Source organism: Streptomyces sp. NPDC041814 (assembly GCF_055590565.1).
The window spans coordinates 814,474-832,189 of record NZ_JBVJAM010000002.1; the positions used below are offsets into that span (position 1 = coordinate 814,474).

The 17,716-nt window shown below is 68.6% G+C and carries 14 protein-coding genes and 1 pseudogene; 11 read left to right on the plus strand and 4 right to left on the minus strand.

The annotated features are described in order from the left end of the window. The first annotated feature begins 210 nt into the window (after nucleotides 1-210). Nucleotides 211-1,350 carry a hypothetical protein gene (locus tag ACZ6C6_RS08900; RefSeq protein ID WP_469200557.1) on the plus strand — a complete coding sequence of 380 codons (1,140 nt, stop codon included), beginning with the start codon at nucleotides 211-213 and terminating at the stop codon, nucleotides 1,348-1,350. Nucleotides 1,351-1,559: 209 nt separating this feature from the next. Here the strand turns inward: ACZ6C6_RS08900 and ACZ6C6_RS08905 are convergent, their stop codons facing one another. Beyond that, nucleotides 1,560-2,030, minus strand: a complete 471-nt coding sequence (locus ACZ6C6_RS08905; protein WP_469200559.1) for an ester cyclase — start codon at nucleotides 2,028-2,030, stop codon at nucleotides 1,560-1,562. Nucleotides 2,031-2,271: 241 nt separating this feature from the next. Between ACZ6C6_RS08905 and ACZ6C6_RS08910 the strand changes: the two genes are divergently transcribed. The 3 genes from ACZ6C6_RS08910 to ACZ6C6_RS08920 all read left to right on the plus strand — a co-directional run bounded on the left by ACZ6C6_RS08910 (nucleotide 2,272) and on the right by ACZ6C6_RS08920 (nucleotide 6,604). Continuing rightward, on the plus strand, nucleotides 2,272-2,880 hold the full coding sequence (locus tag ACZ6C6_RS08910; protein ID WP_469200561.1) for a TetR/AcrR family transcriptional regulator: 609 nt from the start codon (nucleotides 2,272-2,274) through the stop codon (nucleotides 2,878-2,880). Between the two features lie 547 nt (nucleotides 2,881-3,427). Then, nucleotides 3,428-4,747, plus strand: coding sequence for a hypothetical protein (locus tag ACZ6C6_RS08915; protein ID WP_469200563.1), 1,320 nt, complete (start codon nucleotides 3,428-3,430; stop codon nucleotides 4,745-4,747). Between the two features lie 684 nt (nucleotides 4,748-5,431). Continuing rightward, complete coding sequence (locus ACZ6C6_RS08920) at nucleotides 5,432-6,604, plus strand: PP2C family protein-serine/threonine phosphatase (protein WP_469200565.1); 1,173 nt, start codon at nucleotides 5,432-5,434, stop codon at nucleotides 6,602-6,604. 276 nt (nucleotides 6,605-6,880) lie between these two features. On the opposite strand, the gene ACZ6C6_RS08925 is transcribed toward ACZ6C6_RS08920, so the two are convergent. Both ACZ6C6_RS08925 and ACZ6C6_RS08930 read right to left on the minus strand, forming a co-directional pair. After that, nucleotides 6,881-8,572, minus strand: a complete 1,692-nt coding sequence (locus tag ACZ6C6_RS08925; protein WP_469200567.1) for a DUF885 domain-containing protein — start codon at nucleotides 8,570-8,572, stop codon at nucleotides 6,881-6,883. Between the two features lie 356 nt (nucleotides 8,573-8,928). Further along, nucleotides 8,929-9,510 (minus strand): TetR/AcrR family transcriptional regulator, encoded by a 582-nt coding sequence (locus ACZ6C6_RS08930; RefSeq protein WP_469200569.1) that lies wholly within the window; start codon nucleotides 9,508-9,510, stop codon nucleotides 8,929-8,931. 81 nt (nucleotides 9,511-9,591) lie between these two features. Here ACZ6C6_RS08930 and ACZ6C6_RS08935 point away from each other — a divergent pair, with 81 nt between their 5' ends. From ACZ6C6_RS08935 to ACZ6C6_RS08965, 7 genes and pseudogenes are all read left to right on the plus strand, one after another. Then, nucleotides 9,592-10,365 (plus strand): oxidoreductase, encoded by a 774-nt coding sequence (locus ACZ6C6_RS08935; protein ID WP_469200570.1) that lies wholly within the window; start codon nucleotides 9,592-9,594, stop codon nucleotides 10,363-10,365. Between the two features lie 30 nt (nucleotides 10,366-10,395). Next, nucleotides 10,396-10,764 (plus strand): VOC family protein, encoded by a 369-nt coding sequence (locus ACZ6C6_RS08940; RefSeq protein WP_469200572.1) that lies wholly within the window; start codon nucleotides 10,396-10,398, stop codon nucleotides 10,762-10,764. Between the two features lie 614 nt (nucleotides 10,765-11,378). Further along, complete coding sequence (locus ACZ6C6_RS08945; RefSeq protein ID WP_469200574.1) at nucleotides 11,379-12,002, plus strand: hypothetical protein; 624 nt, start codon at nucleotides 11,379-11,381, stop codon at nucleotides 12,000-12,002. Between the two features lie 516 nt (nucleotides 12,003-12,518). Beyond that, nucleotides 12,519-12,914, plus strand: a complete 396-nt coding sequence (locus ACZ6C6_RS08950; RefSeq protein ID WP_469200576.1) for a hypothetical protein — start codon at nucleotides 12,519-12,521, stop codon at nucleotides 12,912-12,914. An 83-nt stretch (nucleotides 12,915-12,997) separates the two neighbouring features. Next, entirely contained in the window at nucleotides 12,998-13,666 is a 669-nt protein-coding gene (locus tag ACZ6C6_RS08955; protein WP_469200578.1) for a hypothetical protein, read from the plus strand. Nucleotides 13,667-14,307: 641 nt separating this feature from the next. Next, a complete protein-coding gene (locus tag ACZ6C6_RS08960; RefSeq protein WP_469200580.1) occupies nucleotides 14,308-14,946 on the plus strand; it encodes an SMI1/KNR4 family protein in 639 nt (212 codons plus the stop codon). A gap of 1,654 nt (nucleotides 14,947-16,600) precedes the next feature. Next, nucleotides 16,601-16,816 (plus strand): annotated as a pseudogene (locus tag ACZ6C6_RS08965) (IS5/IS1182 family transposase); the annotation flags it as partial. Between the two features lie 144 nt (nucleotides 16,817-16,960). Here the strand turns inward: ACZ6C6_RS08965 and ACZ6C6_RS08970 are convergent. Continuing rightward, nucleotides 16,961-17,518 (minus strand): nucleotidyltransferase domain-containing protein, encoded by a 558-nt coding sequence (locus tag ACZ6C6_RS08970; protein ID WP_469200582.1) that lies wholly within the window; start codon nucleotides 17,516-17,518, stop codon nucleotides 16,961-16,963. Nucleotides 17,519-17,716 lie beyond the last annotated feature (198 nt).

Genomic DNA, 17,716 nt, shown 5'->3' on the forward strand with positions numbered 1-17,716 from the left:
TCCTGCCGTCGAGGCGGGGGACCGGGCGCTGTGCGATGCGTCGGAGGGTGGTGTACCGCGCATTACGGGATTTTCCGTAACACCCTTACTGGGCCCGGGGATTCTCCCGAGACCCATTGTTCATCGCAGAGATATGACTAGTCCCCGGATGTGTGCGTGAATGAGAGCGCTCACAGGGATGCACGACGAACTACGGGACGGATGGGCCAGATGACGGACCGGACCGGAACGGCCTCGAAGGTGACGACGGAAGAGACTTCTGCGGCCCTCGACCCCGCCGGAGCCGGCCCGGAAACGCACCCGGCTCCGGCGGCACCGGGCGTCCGGTTGCCAGAGGCCGGGCCGGGGGCGGAGTCCGAGTCCGCCGCCGAGCCGGTGACGTGGTCCGAGCCCGCCGCTGCCGGCCCCGCCGCTCAGGAGGAGACCTCCGTCGGCACGCATCCGGCGCAGGCGCCGGAGAAGGGGGACGGGTCCGCGGCCTCGGCCCCCGAAGCGGGGACGCCAACTTCCGCCCCCGAAACGGAGACGTCCCTTTCCGCACTCGATGCGGCGGCGGAGCCGGGAGTCGCCGAGGCCTTGGCGGCTTCGGAGCCTGAGGGTGCCGAGCCCGGCGCGGCGGCTCCGGCGGGGCGCCCGAGCCGTCCCCTGCTGGCGGGCGCCGCCTTGCTGGGGGCCGCGCTGGTCGCCGTGCCGGTCCTCCTCATGAGCCGTCACAGTGAGCCCGAGCGGCACGACACCACCGTCGCCAACCAGGCGGGCACGCTGCTGGGCGGCGGGGAGCCGACGAGAGAGGGGGCGCAGGCGTACGCTTCGTCGCCCGCTTCGCCCACGAAGAAGCGGGCGAAGCCGAAGAAGTCGCCGACACCGAAGGAGGTCGTGCAACGGCAGGCCCCGGTCGCGGCCCCAGTAGCGCCGTCGCCGTCCCCGACGAAGAAGCCCTCGCCGAAGCAGACCTCGAAGCAGACCCCGAAGCAGACCCGGAAACCCACCCCCGAGCCGGTGAAGAAGCCGTCCCGGCCGGCGGACATCACGGTCACGGCCACCAGGGTGTTGCGGGCCGGCGAATCCGTCGAGGCGAACAGGACGAGGCTGCGGATGCAGCGCGACGGCAACCTCGTCGTATACGACGAGAACGACAAGCCCCGCTGGGCCACCATGACCTTCGGCCACGACTACCAGGCGGTCTTCCAGGCGGACGGCAACCTGGTCGTCTACACCGCCGACAGTCGACCGGTCTGGGCCAGTAAGACCCAGGGCCACCGCGGCGCGATCCTGCGCCTCCAGAAGGACGGCAACCTGGTGATCTACGCGGGAGGGGCACCGCTCTGGGCGTCGAAGACCCAGCACTGAACGTGCCGCCCGTCGTGCGGGCACATGTCCGCACGACGGGCCCGCACCTTCGGCGGGACCCCGCCGGCCACCCTCACGGTGGACGGCGGCCACGCGGGGCGGCGGGTCTGTTCACGTCGTGACACGGAAGGGGGAAGTGGGCGCCCCCTGCCAGGTGGTGGCCGCCTCGGCGTGGGTCCGGTCGCCTGTCCGGTGCCCGTGTGGTGGAACTACGCCCGTGCGGCGGCCGTCTTGGCGGCCTCGATCGCCGACGCGAAGTCGGGCGTGGCCCCGATCTGCGCGAGCAGCACGTTCGCGGCGTTGTAGCAGTTGAACGTTTCGATCTTTCCCTCGCGGAGGTACCAGAGGTCCGCCGTCGGTACGTCGATGCGGTTCCCGGTGGGAGGGATGTCGCCGGCCGGAGTCGGAAACGCGCCGAGATGCGTCCCCTGAATCCGCAGCTCTACGGCGACGACGTCACCGAGCACATGCACTGCGAGCAGCTCACGGTGGATGTCGGGGAAGACGCCGGCCAACCCCGCCAGTGCCTGGGGTATCTGGTCCCCCTGGAATGTCATCGAGTTCGGCATGTCGTTGAAGGTTCCGTCATCGGTGAACAGGGCGCGGAAGCCCCGTCCGTCCAGGACGTTCCCCTCCGCCAGCCGGTATGCCTCGCGGACAACCTCTTCATTGCGTGTCACTTCTGTTCTCCTCGGTGTGCGGTGTCGTCGCGGGTGCAAGCCCTCACGGCGCCACTCGACGAAGTGGTGCGATCCCGCCGAATCGTCGGGTTCCGCGGCGGACGGGGCCGGTGCCCGCAGCGGGGCACGTACAGCGCTCCGCCTCGATGTCCAGTTTGATGATGGGTATCATTGGAACCCTTGTTATGATGAAGGTCATCATTGAAAAGGTCAAGTCGGGAACGACGGCGGAAGGACTGCAATGCCGCGGATCACCAAGGAGGACAAGGCCCGCAACCGGCGGAACATCCTCGAAGCGGCGGGCCGCATGTTCCGCTCGCAGGGCATCGACGCGGTCGGGATCGCCGAGCTGATGAAGGAAGCCGGACTCACCCACGGCGGCTTCTACAACCACTTCGCCTCCAAGAACGACTTGGTGGTCGAGGTCTGCAGGGCCTCCTTCGCCGCCTCACTCGAAAGCCTGGACGGCATGATCGAGGACGGTCAGTACAAGGCCGGCCCTCCGCTGAAGCATGTCGTGGCCGGCTATCTGTCCACCGCACACCGTGACGACGCGGACGGTGGCTGCCCCTCCGCCTCCCTGGTCACCGACGCCGTACGGCAGAACGAAGCGGTGCAGAGCGCGTACGCCGAAGGCGTCGAGGGCTATCTGGCCGGTTTCGCCGCCGAGTTCCTGTGCGAAGCCGAGGAGAAGGGCCAGGAACTCGACCCGGCCGAAGCCCGCCAGAAGGCCATCAGCCTGCTCAGCGAAATGGTCGGCGCACTGATGATCGCCCGCGCCGTACGCCACGTCGACCCCGGGCTCTCCGACGAGATCCTGGAGGCCGGCCGCAATCACGCCGTCGGCTGATGCGACCTGCGCTGCTGCGGGACACGGATGCGATCCGGTCGGTCGCAAGGACGGATGTGCTCACTGCGAGGCTGATCGGGCTGTCCCCGTATGGCTGGAGCTCAACTCCTCCACGCCGTCCGTGCGGTGCTCGTCCGGCATGTCGTTCTGCTTCCGGGCAGACCTTTCGTCTCCCGACGACGTTGCCGGCTTCATCCTCGGGAGCGCCAGGGCCTTCGCTCAGTTGTCCGCAGGAGGCGCACCGACGCCGCGGTCGGAGCGACGAGGCAAGCGTGACGGTTGCCATCACCGTGTGTGCCGCGCGCAGAGCGCGGCGAACAGCGCCACCCCGACGCAACTTGCCGATCGCTGCGTGGTGTTGTGGCATCCGGCGCTGCGCCTGCCTCCCGGGGCCCTACGTGTGACAGGGCTGTGCCGGAACAATTGCGCCATGGCGGGCTGTCAGCCGCCCCCTGAGCAGCGAGCCGATGCTGTGGAGCACCGCTTCGAAAGGCTTCGCCCCGATCCGTCGGGCCGACTGTCAGTGCCGTGATGCAGGATGCAGTGCATGATCCAGACTCTGCCCCTGGCCTTGCCCGGCACACTGGTGGACCACCACCGCCTCGACCTGACCGCGCTGTACTCCACGGGCTGGGGCTTGAGCCTCTTCGACCTCGCCGGAGCCTCGAACGGCGAGGTGTACGCCCTGTACGGCGTTTACCGGTACACCTACGGTGTCGACGACGAGGAGCCGGACCCGCAGACCGCGAACTTCGGATACAGGATCATCACCCGGTACTCCGAGGAGGGCGAGATCCTGGCCAGCGCGCAGTTCCGCACCGGCGGCCCGGACGAGGGAGACTCGGGCGTCGCAGACGGCGGCGACATCGGTTTGTGCGTCCTGCCCGACGGGGTTCTCGCCCTCACCGCAACGCCGGACAACACCACGCTCGTCGCTCCGGACCTGAGCCGGATTCTGGCCGTCTACGACTCGAAGGACGGGCGCCCCTACCGCGAGTTCACTCCCGGCGAAGGCGACCCCTTCGCCGGGTCAATCAGCATCACCCCATCGGGCCGACTGCTGTGCACCCTCGCCGAGTACGGCGTGTGGAGGTACGGCAACGTCCTCACCAACCTCGTCGGCATCGCCGAGGGAGCCCTGACCGCCGACTCCAAGCCGGCCATCCGCGCACTCGCCTCGCTCGACCCCGAACCGGCCCGCCACAGCGCCGTCGACCTGCGCCCCCACGCCACGTACCAGGACGCCCCCGTCGGCATGGCCAACCGGCCCCGGCCGGCCCTCACCGAACTCGTCGCCGCCGAGGACCGCCTCTCGGGCTGGGACCGGTCCCACCTCGGTCGCCCGGTCCCGCTCTCCGACGGCCTTTTCGTCGTCCCCGTCTACGCCAAGACATTCCGAGGCGGCAGCCGGGGCCAGCCCTTCGTCTTCGCCCTCGTCAACGACCAGGGCGAGATGACCGGACGACTCCGAGGCCTGCATGAGTGGCACGACTCGCCCTTCACCGGCTTCTGCTTCAACCTCGCCGCCGACCCGCACCGGGGCCACGCCTTCCACCTCAACCGCTACGGCCTCTACGCCTGGAACGCGGCAGGAGCACTCCGCGCCAAGCTGGACACCGACTCCAAGACGTTCAAGGCACTGACCCACTTCACCCTCGGATCCTGCGCGCCCAACGGTGACCTGCTGTTGGCCCACACCAAACAGCACCTGATCCTGCGCATCCCTGCCCCCGACGACCTGACCGACCTCGCGGCCTCCGTCGAAGAGGCACTGCGGGCGTACGCCCGACAGCGCACGGCCCTGAAGAAGCAGTGGAGCCCGGTGAACTGGCACTGGACACACTCAGCACCGCTCCACCGGCTCTGACTCATCCCAGCCGCCGGTCTCGGCCGGGACAGACGACAGACCTGGACCTTTGCCGCGTTCGCTCGTTTTCGTCCGAGTGGCTTGGAAACCCGCGCGATGCGCAGGGTGACGACGGCGTTCTCCCGGAGAGTGCCCGCCCACGTGTGTCCCCTCGGCCGAGGCCCGGCGGGCTGGGGTGACGCGTGCGGTCACCGCGCTGCGGGAGCGAAGGCTCTCCCCTGACCGCCTTGCTGCCCGTCAACACCACCGGTGAGATCTGATTCCCGTCCGGAGCGCGGCGGAGGCCGTCCGCGGTGCCGGGGAGTTCCTCCGGGTGGAGGACGGCCGCGCGGGCTTCGCCGCGGGCTCGGGAACGTACGAGTTCACGAGCTGACCGATGCGGAACGACCGACGGAGAGCCTGATGACCGATCCGCCCCTGATCCTGCCCGCCGCCGACTGAGTCGCGGCCCTGCCGGCCTTGGCCGGACCGGGGGAGTTTTGACGGCACCGGAGGACTCCGTGGATGCCGCTGGCGCGGCCCTCGGGTCTGCCGCAGTCGGGCCCTCGCCTCAGGTCCGTGCCGAGCGCGAGGCCGGCGGCCCCCGTCCGGTCCGCGCCGCTGAGGCTGGTGAGATTGAGACATGCGGTCATGCCTGGGCCCACAGAGGGAAGGAAGGAAGGTCCAGAAGCTAGGGAGGCTGTTGTGGAGCGGGATCGGGTCGGACTGGCAGAGGTGCTCGCTGCGGCCGAGGCGGCTGCGCCGGTGCGCTCACTCGATGTTGTGGCGCACATTCTGCGTGAGCGGTTCGGGGCGCGGCACGTGTCGTTTCTGTTCGTCGACGTCGTGGGCCGGCGACTGCTGCGAGTCCATGAGGAGAACGCAGCATCACGGGAGCACGGCGCCGGCCAGGTGATACTGGCCGGCAGCATGTACGACGAGGTCCTGCGCACCCAGAAGCCGGTTGTGGTGCTGGAGGGCGGACAAGGGCAGCGGGTGCTCGCCCCGGTCACCAACCGCGGAGACGCCATCGGTGTGCTGGAGCTCTATCTCGCCGACGCCACCGAGGACGTGCTGGAGCAGGTCGCGGACGTGGCACACGCGCTGGCGTATGTCATCGTCACCGATCGACGCTTCACCGATCTCTACCACTGGGGCAACCGCACCGCCTCGGTCACCCTGGCCGCGGAGATCCAGCGCCAGCTCCTGCCCTCGGCGCCCTCGTGCGAGGCACCCGAGTTCACTCTCGCCGGTGCCCTGGTCCCCGCCTCCGACATCGCCGGGGACACCTACGACTACAGCCTCGATGAGGACACTCTGCACCTGTCGATCACTGACGCGATGGGTCACGACGTCGACGCTTCCCTCATGGCCACCCTGGCCGTCAATGCCTCCCGCGGCGCCCGCCGCGCGGGCCTGGACCTGGCCGAACAGGCCCGCCAGACGCACCAGGCGCTCCTCGACCACGGCCGCCGGACCTTCGCCACCGGCCAGCTCCTGCGCATCGCCCTGGACGGCACCAGCGCCCAGCTCGTCAACGCCGGCCACCTCTGGCCGCTGCGACTGCGCGACGGCACAGTCGAGGAGATCCGGCTGCATATCAATCTCCCCTTCGGCGTCTCGGCCCAGAGCACCTATCAGGTACAGGACCTCGACCTGCGCCCCGGCGACCGCATCCTCCTCTACACCGACGGCATGCAGGAACGCCAAGCGAACACCGTCGACCTGTCCACCCTCCTGCGCGACACCGTCAGGGACCATCCCCGTGAAGCCGTGCGCGCCATGGTCGCCGCGGTCACCGAAGCCTGCGGGGGAGACGTGCGGGACGACGCCACTGTTCTGTGCCTGGACTGGTTCGGCCCCGCCCGCCGAAGATGAAGCCCCCGAGTGCCTGCACGCGGCGGTGGACGACGACATGCTGCGAGGTTTCCTGGACGATCGGGTTCAGCCGGTGGGTGCGTACGTGCGCTTCGCCGCCGGCGGAGACCGGCCGGGTGCCGAGACGGCGTCCTCGGGCGCCCTGGAGAAGGCGTAGAGGTCGGCGAGGAGGACCGGTGTGAGTAACGTCCAGCGGGGACTTCGTGCCCGCGCTCCGGTAGTTCCTCGACTCCTCGGCCGGCCCATCGCGTTCGGGACAGCCCTTGGGCCCGTCCGTCAGAGCTGTGAAAGCTCGTCGAGCAGGTCGTCCAGGCCCAGGGAGCCCTGAGAGAGGGCGGCCATGTGCCAGGCTTTCAGGTCGAAAGCATCGCCCCGGCGCTCCTTGGCCCTTTCCCGGCCGAGCAGCCAGGCCCGTTCCCCGAGCTTGTAGCCGATCGCCTGTCCCGGCATCGTCAGATAGCGGATGAGCTGGCTCTCCACGTAGTCCGCCGGGCGACTGCTGTACGCGCCGATGAATTCCAGGGCGAGGTGGGGCGTCCACCGCTCACCCGGACGGAACGGCGAGTCGGCCGGGATGTCCAGCTCCAGGTGCATGCCGATATCAACGATCACCCGGACGGCCCGCATCATCTGCGCATCCAGATAGCCGAGCCGTTCCTCGGCGTCCTTCAGAAATCCGAGTTCGTCCATCAGACGCTCGGCGTAGAGGGCCCAGCCCTCGATATTGGCACTGACCATGCCGACGGTCGCCTGGTAGCGGGAGAGGTCGCCTGAGACGTGTATCCACTGGGCGAGCTGGAGGTGGTGACCCGGGACGCCCTCGTGATACCAGGTGGAGACCAGGTCGTACACCGGGAAGCGGGTCTCGCCCATGGTCGGCAGCCAGGTGCGGCCGGGGCGGGAGAAGTCCTCCGAGGGCGGGGTGTAGTACGGGCCTCCGCCGCCTCCGGACGGCGCGATACGGGACTCCACACGCCGTACCCGGTCGGCGAGTTCGAAATGGGTGCCGTCCAGGGCGCTGATCGCCTGGTCCATCAGGCCCTGGAGCCAGTCTCGGACCTTCTCCTCGCCCTCGATGTGCCGGCCGTGCTCGCGCAACCGGGCCAGCGCTGTCCAGGGGGTGTCCGCGCCGGGGAGGACGCGTTCGGCCTCCGTCCGCATCTCGGCGAGAAGACGATGGAACTCCGACCAGCCGTAGGCGTATGCCTCGTCGAGGTCGAGGTCGGTGCCGTTGTAGTAACGGGCCCAGCGGGCGTAGCGCTCGCGGCCGACGGAGTCCGGGGCGCCTTGGACGGCGGGTTCGTATTCCTCGCGGATCCAGTCGCGCAGTCCGGTGACGGCGGCGGTCGCGGCACGGGCTGCCTCGTCCAGCTCGCCGCGCAGCGTGTCGGGACCGGCGGTCGTGAAGTCTTCGAACCAGCCTCGCCCTTGGCCGTCGGAGTCGGCCCACTGATCGAGCTGGTCGGCGAAGGCGGCGGTGGGGCGCGGGGCCGCGTACAACTCGCGTTCGAGTCCGAGGGCCAGGCACTCGCGGTAACCGGCCAGCGCCCGGGGCACGGCCCGCAGGCGCTCGACGACGGCGGCCCAGTCCTCCTCGGTCCGGGTCGGCATGGCCGTGAAGACGTCGCGGACGAAATGGGGCGGCGTCGCTATGTTGCCCACGGCGCGCAGGTGCTCACCGGCCCCGTGTACCGCGAGTTCCGCCGTGAGGCGTTCGCGCAGCAGGCGAGCGCAGCGACGTTCGGTCCCGCTGTCGGCACCGGGCAAGTGCTCGGCCTCGGTGAGGCGCGCGAGGGTCTCCCGCGCGAGGGCCGCGAGGGCGTCCGCGCCGGCCGGTGAAGTGTCGGGCAAGCGGCTGGAACTCGCCGGCACGCCGAGGAACGTACCCGTGATCGGGTCGAGGTCGATGAGGGCGTTGACGTATGCGTCGGCGACTTGACGAGGAAGCGGGTTGTCGGTCTGCGTCATGCGGTCATCCTTTCGTAGAAGCCGACGCCAGTCATCAGTCGTCCAGGGGGCCGCGACACGGATGATCCGTACCGGTCCCAGCTCCGTTTGCCGTCGGCGTCCGGCTCCCGAGAGCGCGCCGACGGGATCGCCGCCGTCCTGGAGGACATGCCCCGCAGGGGCGACACCCCGATCATCGGTCCCGACAAGGACATCGCCCGGCTGTCCCCGCTCAAGCACCGCAACCGCTCGGCTGCTGCAGCTTCACCGCCGGCGCCCAGCGACCGCAGCGTGACCCCGACTCGCCCGAGCCGGACGGGGACGACGATCAGGAGTGAGCAGGGCCGGGTCGGTGGGCCGCGGCGCGCGGTCCCGACTCAGGACGACTGCGTGGGGGTGGTGCGCCGCAGACCGTCGAAGAGGAGGGCGGTGATCTGCCGGGCCTCGATCAACCAGCCTTCGGTGGCACGCATTCCGCAAATGCCGCCCAGGGCGCGGAGCAGGGTGGCGCCTGTGACGTCGTTGCGGAGGGTGCCGGCCGCGCCGCCGGCTTCGAGCAGCAGGGAGAGTGCGTCGGCCATACGGGCGCGTGCGTCGTCGAAAACCGGTGAGTCCGTTGCCATGATGCGCTCCAGCACGCTGGACATCCCCTTGCCCACCGCCGCGTGATCCACGAGCAGCAGCAGGAAGCGCCGCAGCGCCTCCTCCGGGGTGTGCTGGTTCAGCAGAGCGCCGGGGGCGGCGCACAGGTCATCGACCTCTTGGCGGTAGACCTCCTCGATCAGTGCTTCGCGGGTCTCGAAGTGGCGGTAGAGAGTTCCGACGGCGACGCCGGCCCTGCGAGCGATGTCCTCTACATGCGCGTCGGTGTCGCCGCCGAGGAATGCCTCGCGGGCCGCGGACAGGAGTGCCTCGCGATTACGTCGTGCGTCGGCGCGCAGGGGGCGTGCGGGCGACAAAGGAGCCTCCATAAGGTGAGCCTGGTTCCGTTTACATGTATCGTTTCCGGAGTCAGGTTCATCTTACGGAGGAGATGCCCCATGCCGAACACCGATGAGGGTCTGGCCGGCCTGCGGGTGCTGGTCACCGGCGGCAGCCGGGGCCTGGGCGCGGCAACCGTACGCCGCTTCGTCGCCGCGGGCGCGACCGTGCTGGCGGCTTCCCGCAGCCGGCCCGACGAGGACAGCGGTGCCGCCTTCCTCGCAGCGGACCTCTCCACACAGCAAGGAGTGGCCGACCTCGGCCGCCGGGTCATCGAGCAGGTGGGCGGTGTGGACGTGCTCGTGAACAACGCGGGCGCCGCGAGCGCCCCGGCACCGACCCTGAGCCGGTCGGACGCCTCCTGGCAGGCGGACCTGGAGATGAACCTCCTCAGCGCGGTGCGCTTGGACCGGGTCCTGGTGCCGGGAATGGTCGAGCGGGGCTCCGGCGTCGTCGTGCACGTCTCCTCGATCGCCGGCCAACTGCCCCAGCGCACCGAGGCGTCCTACGCCGCCGCCAAGGCCGCGCTCAACACCTACAGCCGCGAACTGGCCACCGAGGTCGGCGAGCACGGGGTGCGTGTGGTCTGCGTCCTTCCCGGCTTCGTCGTCACCGACGGCGCCACCGCGCACCTCCGCCACACGGCCGAGGTGCAGGGCGTGACCACTGAGGAAGTAACGCAGCAGATCGTGGACCACCTCAAGGTCCCCATGGGCCGCCCCGGAGATCCCGAGGATGTCGCCGAGATGATCGCCTTCCTCGCCTCGCCCCGCGCGAAATGGCTCACTGGAGCACAGTTCCGCGTCGACGGCGGCATCATCCCGACCGTCTGAACCCCCCGACAGTACGAACAGGACACTCCAATGCCCATTACTCTGACCTCCGTGATCATCGATGCCGCCGACATCGAGAAGGAAAGCTCCTTCTGGCACCGGCTGCTCGGCGGCTCCCTCACCCCCACACCGACCCACCACTTCATCCAGGCCCCCGGCCTTCCGGTGATCGTCGTTCAGTCCGCCCCTGGGCGCACCGCACCGAACTGGCCGGATGGCACCTTCCAGCAGATGCATATGGACTTCGGCGTCGACGACCTCGCAACCGCCGACCGCACCGCCACCGCCGCGGGCGCCACGCGCCTGCGACCCACCGATGAAGTCACTGCGGAAACCAGCACCGGCAACCGCGTCTACGCCAGCCCGGCCGGACACCCCTTCTGCCTGCGCTCGAACTGAGCCGGGCGTCGATGTCCACCGAACTGCGCCTGCCCTCAAACGGTGGCACGCTCAAGTGATCAACGCACCACCCACGGATGATCACGTGATCGTGGAGGCGCCGGTGCGTGATGGGGGCTTCCCCCGGCTCAGCAGGACGAGATGGGGAGACGCTGGCATGAGGGGCAGTCGTTCAGCTTGATCGGGCGGGCGCTCGGGGCGCCGATGCAGCACGCCCGTCGCTTCCTGCCCAGAGCGGCGGCGTCCGTCCCACCCGCGGACGCGGCCAGAGCGGCAGCGAGCGCGAGGAGATATCCCGCGGCATCGCCGCCGGGGAATCGGCCCGGCAGCCGGCCAAACAGCCCGCCCGGTCCCCTTCGACCGCCTGCCGGTCGATATGACCGTCGACGTCCACACATACCTGATGCGGAGTGCGCATACGCCCAGTACAGGGCAGGCTGCATGTGGCTGAGCACGCTCGGCGGCGGCCGAGCAGGATAGACCGCCTGGCAGTAGGGCGTGCGAGAACGAGGGGTGTTCGGCCGGCACACGGCGCCCCGCACGGGACGCCATCGAAGCGCGGCAAGAGGGGTGGCCGGCCCGGGTGCCTTCCGCAGCCCGCTTATGCTGCCGCCATGGGCTTGGATCTCATGCTGTTCATGGCGGACTGGAAGTATCTGAGTGCCATACCCGTCGAGAAGCGGACCGAGGCACTGGAGGACGCCGCCTACCCGCCTCTGGAGCCTGACTGCGAGTACCCCGGCGGCAGTCGGAACGGCGGCTGGGCGTGGCTTCCAGACCGGGAGACCGCATGGTGCGCCGAGTACGACTTCAACACGACCACCGGCGCCTATCGCCCGCACTCCCACGCGGGCGACGCCTGGGACGACATGCGGCCTCTCGCCGACGCGTTCGTGCGCGATGCGATGGACACCTTTCTCATCGATCTGATCTGGAATGCGAACCCCGCCGACGATCCTGCACTGACCGGCGGCGGAGGGTTCTTCCCGGCGGCCACCGACCGCCGGCACCCAAACGTCCTACTGGCGTGCCCGCCCGAGGCAATGCCTGGCAAGGCCCGCGCCTGGACGCAGGTGCAGCCCCGCCTGGAGGTGCTGCGCGAACCGTTCGCCGCGGAGTGCGAGGGCTGGGCAGGCCGCCCAAGCACCTTCAACGACTTCACCACGCTCCTGCATGAATGGGGCGCCGTGACTACTGAGGCTGCGCGCCGCGGTTGGGGACTGGTGGGCCTGCCCTGACCGTGAGCTGCGAGACGAACGTAGCCCGTACGCATTGCGGTACCTCGCAGTGCACTCCGCAACTGGCGAGCGAAACGCCAGCGGTGACCGGTTCCTCGATCGAGCCAAGCCATTACATCGCGCCAAACGCGTGACCGAGTGGTATGGAGGGGTGCGCGTCGGTAGACAGGGTGCCTAGGGACCAGGTGGGGGATGTGGGGGAGGGCTGCGGCCGTGATGCTGAGATCAAGGTGGGAGTTTTGCTCGCTGTGATCGTCTTTCTCCGGCTCCGTCGCCGTACCGAGGCCCACATCGCAACGACGAGAAGCTGACCGTCGTCATCGTGCTCGCCCTGGGCATGGTGCTCGCTCCGCCCCGGTGGGCGAGGGGGATCCTCAATCCCTGGGTCAACTGCCCCCCGGTTCCGCCCACTGACCCCCGGAGCCCATCCGATGCCCACCCGCCACCCGCCACCCGCGCCGCCGCCACCTCGCGTCACGGCGGCCCACACGCAGAACAACTCCGCACCGCCGCTACGTGGGCTCCCGCCGCCAACGACAGCGCGACCGCCAGGTCCTCATTCTTGAGGTCGGAGCCCTGGGCATCGCCGCGGTGGGGTTCGCCGTCGTCTGGCTCGTTACCCACGTGTGGGCCATGGCCATGCTCGGGGCTGTTGCTGTCGTGGCCGAGACCCGGTTCGTCAGCCAGCGCTGCCAGCGGCAGGCCTGGAACCGGGTGCAGCAGCAGGCGCTGCGTTACGCGCTGCCGCAGCTCGACGCCCTGGGTCACCGCGAGTTCGAGTACGCGGTCCGGGACCTGATGTGCCACGACGGATGCACCGACGCCCGCCAGCTCTACGGAGCCGACATCTCGAAGGGGGCGTCGCTGCGTGATAGAGGCCGGTTGCCACAGCGGAGAACCGGTAGTGCGTGACGGATCTGGATCCGGCTCAGGTGGAGAATGGCTGAGCGCCAGCCCAGGACCGCGATCCGGCGGCATCTGCGGGAGACTGTGGGGTGCCTACTTCCAAATCGCTTGCAGCCTCCGACGAGATACGTGCGTATCTCATCGATCAGTTGAATCTCGCCCTGCGACGTCCCGGAATGTATGGGAAGGAGTCGGAGCTGGCCTTGCGCATGCTGATGGATCACTTGCTGTTCGTGGAGTGCCAGCCCGAGGCTTTGGCCGAGCAGCAGCGGGTCTGGGAAGAGCGTGGTGCCTGGGCCAGCACTGGCGTCGCGGGCGTGTTCCGCGAACTGATCCCGGAGCGCTATTACGAGTACGGGATTGCCTCGGTGTATGCCGAGTTCGCGCACCACCGCGGCTGGCTCAAGCCGGACCGCGTACTGGACCCTGACGAGTACTCAGTCCTGCAGGGTGCGGTCCGCCAGTGGGCAGGCGAGGATCGTGCGTGGACGGACATCCTCGACGAGTTCGGCACCCCGTCCATGTTGTTCGGCAGCAACAATCCCTACTACGGCAAGACCCTCAGCTACCTGACTGAGAACCCGGACGAACCGATGGTGTCCTTCCACCTCTGGAACGGGAGTGCTCCGGGAGCCGAGCAATCATGGCCACCTCCGCACGAAGAACCCCTCCTGCTTGCAGTGCGCTTCGGAGCGGGGCCCTTCCGCCAGACGTTCACCTTCACACCGGAGGGCCGGCGACGGCTCCCTGCGGAGTAGAACTCAAGATCAGCGGGTGCTCGGTGCCTGCTCTGCTTTCGGACCCTCAGATAGGTTTCTCCCCCGTGGGTGAGGCTTTCGGCGCCGTGGCCAATCAGCAACCCAGGCACGTGGTCGTAGGACGGCAGCGCCGCCAGTGCAGCCCGGAAGTCGATGTCTCCAAGCAGATCGGAGACTCGCTGAACCTCTGTCGCTTCAAGCCCATTCGGCGTGGGGCCGAAGAATTCGATGGCATGAGGGTGAGCGTTGAGGAACCCAACATCCAGCACCCCGCCGCCGTCAGTGGCCCGCCTGAGAGCGGCGAGGCGGGAGTCGTCGACTCCGGCGATCTCGCAGACGCGGGTCAGCATGGCCGGAGCCCAGTCCAGGTCGAGGCTGTCAGCCGCTGGCGGGTCCCACTGGTGGTCACCATCGGATGACTCCGCGGCACGCGTTCGACAAGAGGCGAGATAGACCGCAGAGACTCGCGCAAGCTGCTGGGTAACGGCCATGACAAGCAGTATCCCGGCTGCGTCCACCGCTTTTGCCTGACGTCCGAGCGTCACAAGATCAGCGACAGAGCCGATGAACGCGCTCAGCTCGGCATCCAGCGACACGAGATCGGATGATCCAGGCAGGCCGACGGATGCGACAATCTGGCCATGCCTGAGGAGTTGTCGCGCTGGTATCGGGGCCGCTTGGTTGTGGGGCCGTTCAGGCTGTTCGGGGCCGGTGAGCTCGAAGATCTCGAACGGGAGATCGGGCTGCCCCTGCCGACCTCGTACCGCTCCTTCCTGGAAACAGGGGGCGGAGGAAGTCTGACGTACTCGGTCCGGCTGCCGGCTTGTGAGCCGGAACCGTTCCAGAGCTTCGACGACCTCTATCGGCTCGGCCGTGACGACGAAGGCGGGTACGGCTGGGGCACCTTGCTCGGTGAGTACCGCCGTAGCCGTGATGGGCGGCGAGCCGGTGAGGGCTCGCCGACCGGCCTTCTTCCCATCGCCCGTAACGGCGGCAGCGACACCCTATTCCTTGATCTGAACCCCGCCACTCATGGCCAGCTCCACGCCTTCGTCGCCGGCATCCCTCACCTCGGATACCTGTCGACGGGCGTCTTCACCAAAGTCGCGAACGGCTTCGACGACTACCTCGACATGCTCGTCGTCGACCCCGACCTGGCGGCTGACACCTGGGCCGATGTCGCCGAGAGCGATTCCACCGACCCTTGGCGGCGGACCGTCGAGGAATGGCTGGACACAGAACTGCCAGGCTGGCGTGCTGAGCCGTGGGCAGTGGCCTGACCTTCCGGTCAGGGTGGTTGATGAAGCGGCGCTGGTGTCGCGTTCAACAAGTCCTCTTGCAGTACGGCTACCCACCCTCCTCCTCGGTCGGTTCGGCAGCCCACCGCACCACGCTCCCGCAGAGGTGCCAAGACGCCGATTCCGGCCACCGAGAGCCGTTGCACAATCTTTACCTCATCAAGGCACCCAGCTGCGCTCCGCTCCGCGGGCGCGTTGTAGGCCCGTGGCGCATAAGACGAGAACCAAGCTCGCGGCTTCAAGACGATGCCTCCGGCGGCGGCGCTCAGAATCCGGCATGGCAGGGGGGCGTTCGCGAGTGGTGGGTGGAGGTGAGAGTGGAAGCCGGACGAAGCGACTCCAAAAAATAAGCGTTCATCACTTATCCGCCCGATAGAGCTTGATGTCCTTGTTGGCGAAGAGGTGCACGTAGCCGCACCGCCAGCAGATCAGCCCCGTGGCGTTCTCGTCGGCCCAGGCCAACTTCATGAACTCCATCCCGGTGCTGTTGAGCAAGACACCCCGCTCTCGAAACACGTCGCTCTGGCAGACCTGGCACTTGAGCCATGTCTCCCCCAGTGCAGCATGTACCGGCTTCGCCATCGAGTGCGCCCCCGTCTCTTGCTCCCGCGTGGAGAGAACGAGACTACGCGGCAGCGCGAGCCGCTCACAGTCTGCATGGGCGCACATAGGGTCGCCTGCATGGGCCTCCTTGCCCCTGATCCCGAGAGTGCGAGGCGGTTTTTTGTCAAGGCCGCCGAGGTCCTTTACATCAACAGCTGACATAGACGGGCGCGAACAGCGCCGGTCAACGCCGACCGGAGCGGACCAGCGATCCAGGCGGGACGTTCATTGACTATGGCGGTGGGGGAGTGGTCTGAAGTCGTCCCCGCAGCCCTCCCGCTCGGAGGGTGGCCCGAACCGCTTGATGGACCAGCAGAGCAGTTCGCCACCTCGAACTGCTCCTCCTCGCACCCCTCGTCATGATCGCGCACCGCCCGCTTCGCCGGGGCCGCTGGCGACGCGGCGGGCGACTGCGGAGCGGCCTCGTACATCGGGGCTGGGCCGGCCACGTCATCCCCGGCGTAGCGAGGGCGGCGCGCTGATGCGCGGTGGGCTTGTTCCGTCTCGCCTTGGTGTGGAAAAGCCACACCCCGAGCTTCAGGGGCACCGGCTCCCTTCCCCCGTCGACGAGGACGTCTACGACCGCGCCCCGCGGGACGGGCCGGTCAGAGCCGTATTGCTCGATCCACTGGGTGAGGGCCGTCAGCCCGCGCTGGAGCGCCTGCTGTGCTTGGGCTCGGGTTCTTCGTCGTACGGGGTACCGCCGGGGCGGGAGACGGGGCCACGGCACCCTGGATGCCGAGCCTGGCGAGCCGTTTGCGCTGTTCGGGCAGGGGCTGGCCCAGGTGCCGGGCTCGTGTTGCCGCCGGCGCCAAGTGCCGATGTCGTGGCCCTCGAAGGTGACGCCGGGCTCGATGTGGAGCAGGTGGGCCGTCGGCGTCGAGGAGGTCGGCGAGGATGCGGTAGTGGCGGTGCCGGTCCAGCGGCCAGGGGCAGTCCCAGTCCTTGTCGATCGCGGCGAGCTCCGCGGCCCGTTTCACGGCCCGGTCCGGGTCCTTGCCGAGGCTGTTCTTCACAAGGGGCTCCGGTCGGCGAGCCGCACGACCATGCCCTCGGTGGGGTACCGCGGCGGACTGACCCCGAAGATGCACCTCGCGGCCGACAGCCGCCGCCGGCCCCTCGCCTTCGTCCTCACGCCGGGCCAGGCAGGTGACGCACCGGCGTTCGAGCAGGACATGAACCGGGTACGAGTGCCCAGACCGGTCGGCCGGCGCAGAATCACCCAGACGTGGCCCTGGCCGACAAGTCCTAATCCTCGCGGGCGATCCGCCGCCACCTGCGCCGGCGCGGAAACCGAGCAGTCATCCACCCGCTACGACAAAACGCCACCTCCTACCTCGCCGCCATCTTCATTTGGTCAGCCAGGCGATCCCAATGAAATGGTCTGGGGGACTCAGGGACCGAAACCCTCAGGCAGCGGGATCCCGAACTTCCGGCACAGCAACGGGACATCGTGGCGATCGACATCACGAGCCGCGTATCCCGTATGGCAGCGCACCGCCCACTCGGCCGACTCGCAACGCACTGCGGTCCCGGCGATGGAACCGTGTCCGGCGAGTGCCTCGGCCGGAAAGGCAGCGCCATCCACCACGGATCCGTAGTGCAGCGATCCATCCGCAAGAGACTCGTAGAGGTGCAAGTCGACCCGCAACCCTACGCCGTCGTGCAGAACGAAGTTCCACGGCCTGTCACCAGGCCACGGGAAGATCCGGTCGACGCCGGCCTCCCCGAACGCAACGAACAGCGGGTCAAGATGTGCGGCCGGCACCCATAGATCGAGGTCGGAATGATCTCTCGTCTGCTTCCCGAGCAGTGCATCCACGCTCCACCCCCCACCCACACACGCATCCACGCCGTGGGCGTGGAGCCGCTCCAAAAGTGCGAGTGCATCCTCGGCTGACATCGCATAGTGGCTCACCGTGCGAAAGTAGAGGTCGGACAGACGTCGCATCCAGCGATTTTCACGACTTCACCGGACCGGGCCCCCTGCGACGGACTTCCGAGTAGCGCGCGGCCCCCGGTAATCCCGACATCACCTGCCCTACTTCGGCGTCCGATCCGGCAGCAACGGCTCCATCCCCGCCCGCTACCGGGTCGAGGGGCTGGACTACTGGTTCCGTTGGGGCGTCCGAGCAGAGGAGGCCGCCGT

Coding starts and splice junctions, on each gene's coding strand:
- ACZ6C6_RS08900 (WP_469200557.1), top strand. CDS start 211: ATGACGGACCGGACCGGAACGGCCTCGAAGGTGACGACGGAAGAGACT.
- ACZ6C6_RS08910 (WP_469200561.1), top strand. CDS start 2,272: ATGCCGCGGATCACCAAGGAGGACAAGGCCCGCAACCGGCGGAACATC.
- ACZ6C6_RS08915 (WP_469200563.1), top strand. CDS start 3,428: ATGATCCAGACTCTGCCCCTGGCCTTGCCCGGCACACTGGTGGACCAC.
- ACZ6C6_RS08925 (WP_469200567.1), bottom strand. CDS start 8,572: ATGACGCAGACCGACAACCCGCTTCCTCGTCAAGTCGCCGACGCATAC.
- ACZ6C6_RS08935 (WP_469200570.1), top strand. CDS start 9,592: ATGCCGAACACCGATGAGGGTCTGGCCGGCCTGCGGGTGCTGGTCACC.
- ACZ6C6_RS08940 (WP_469200572.1), top strand. CDS start 10,396: ATGCCCATTACTCTGACCTCCGTGATCATCGATGCCGCCGACATCGAG.
- ACZ6C6_RS08945 (WP_469200574.1), top strand. CDS start 11,379: ATGGGCTTGGATCTCATGCTGTTCATGGCGGACTGGAAGTATCTGAGT.
- ACZ6C6_RS08960 (WP_469200580.1), top strand. CDS start 14,308: ATGCCTGAGGAGTTGTCGCGCTGGTATCGGGGCCGCTTGGTTGTGGGG.
- ACZ6C6_RS08970 (WP_469200582.1), bottom strand. CDS start 17,518: ATGCGACGTCTGTCCGACCTCTACTTTCGCACGGTGAGCCACTATGCG.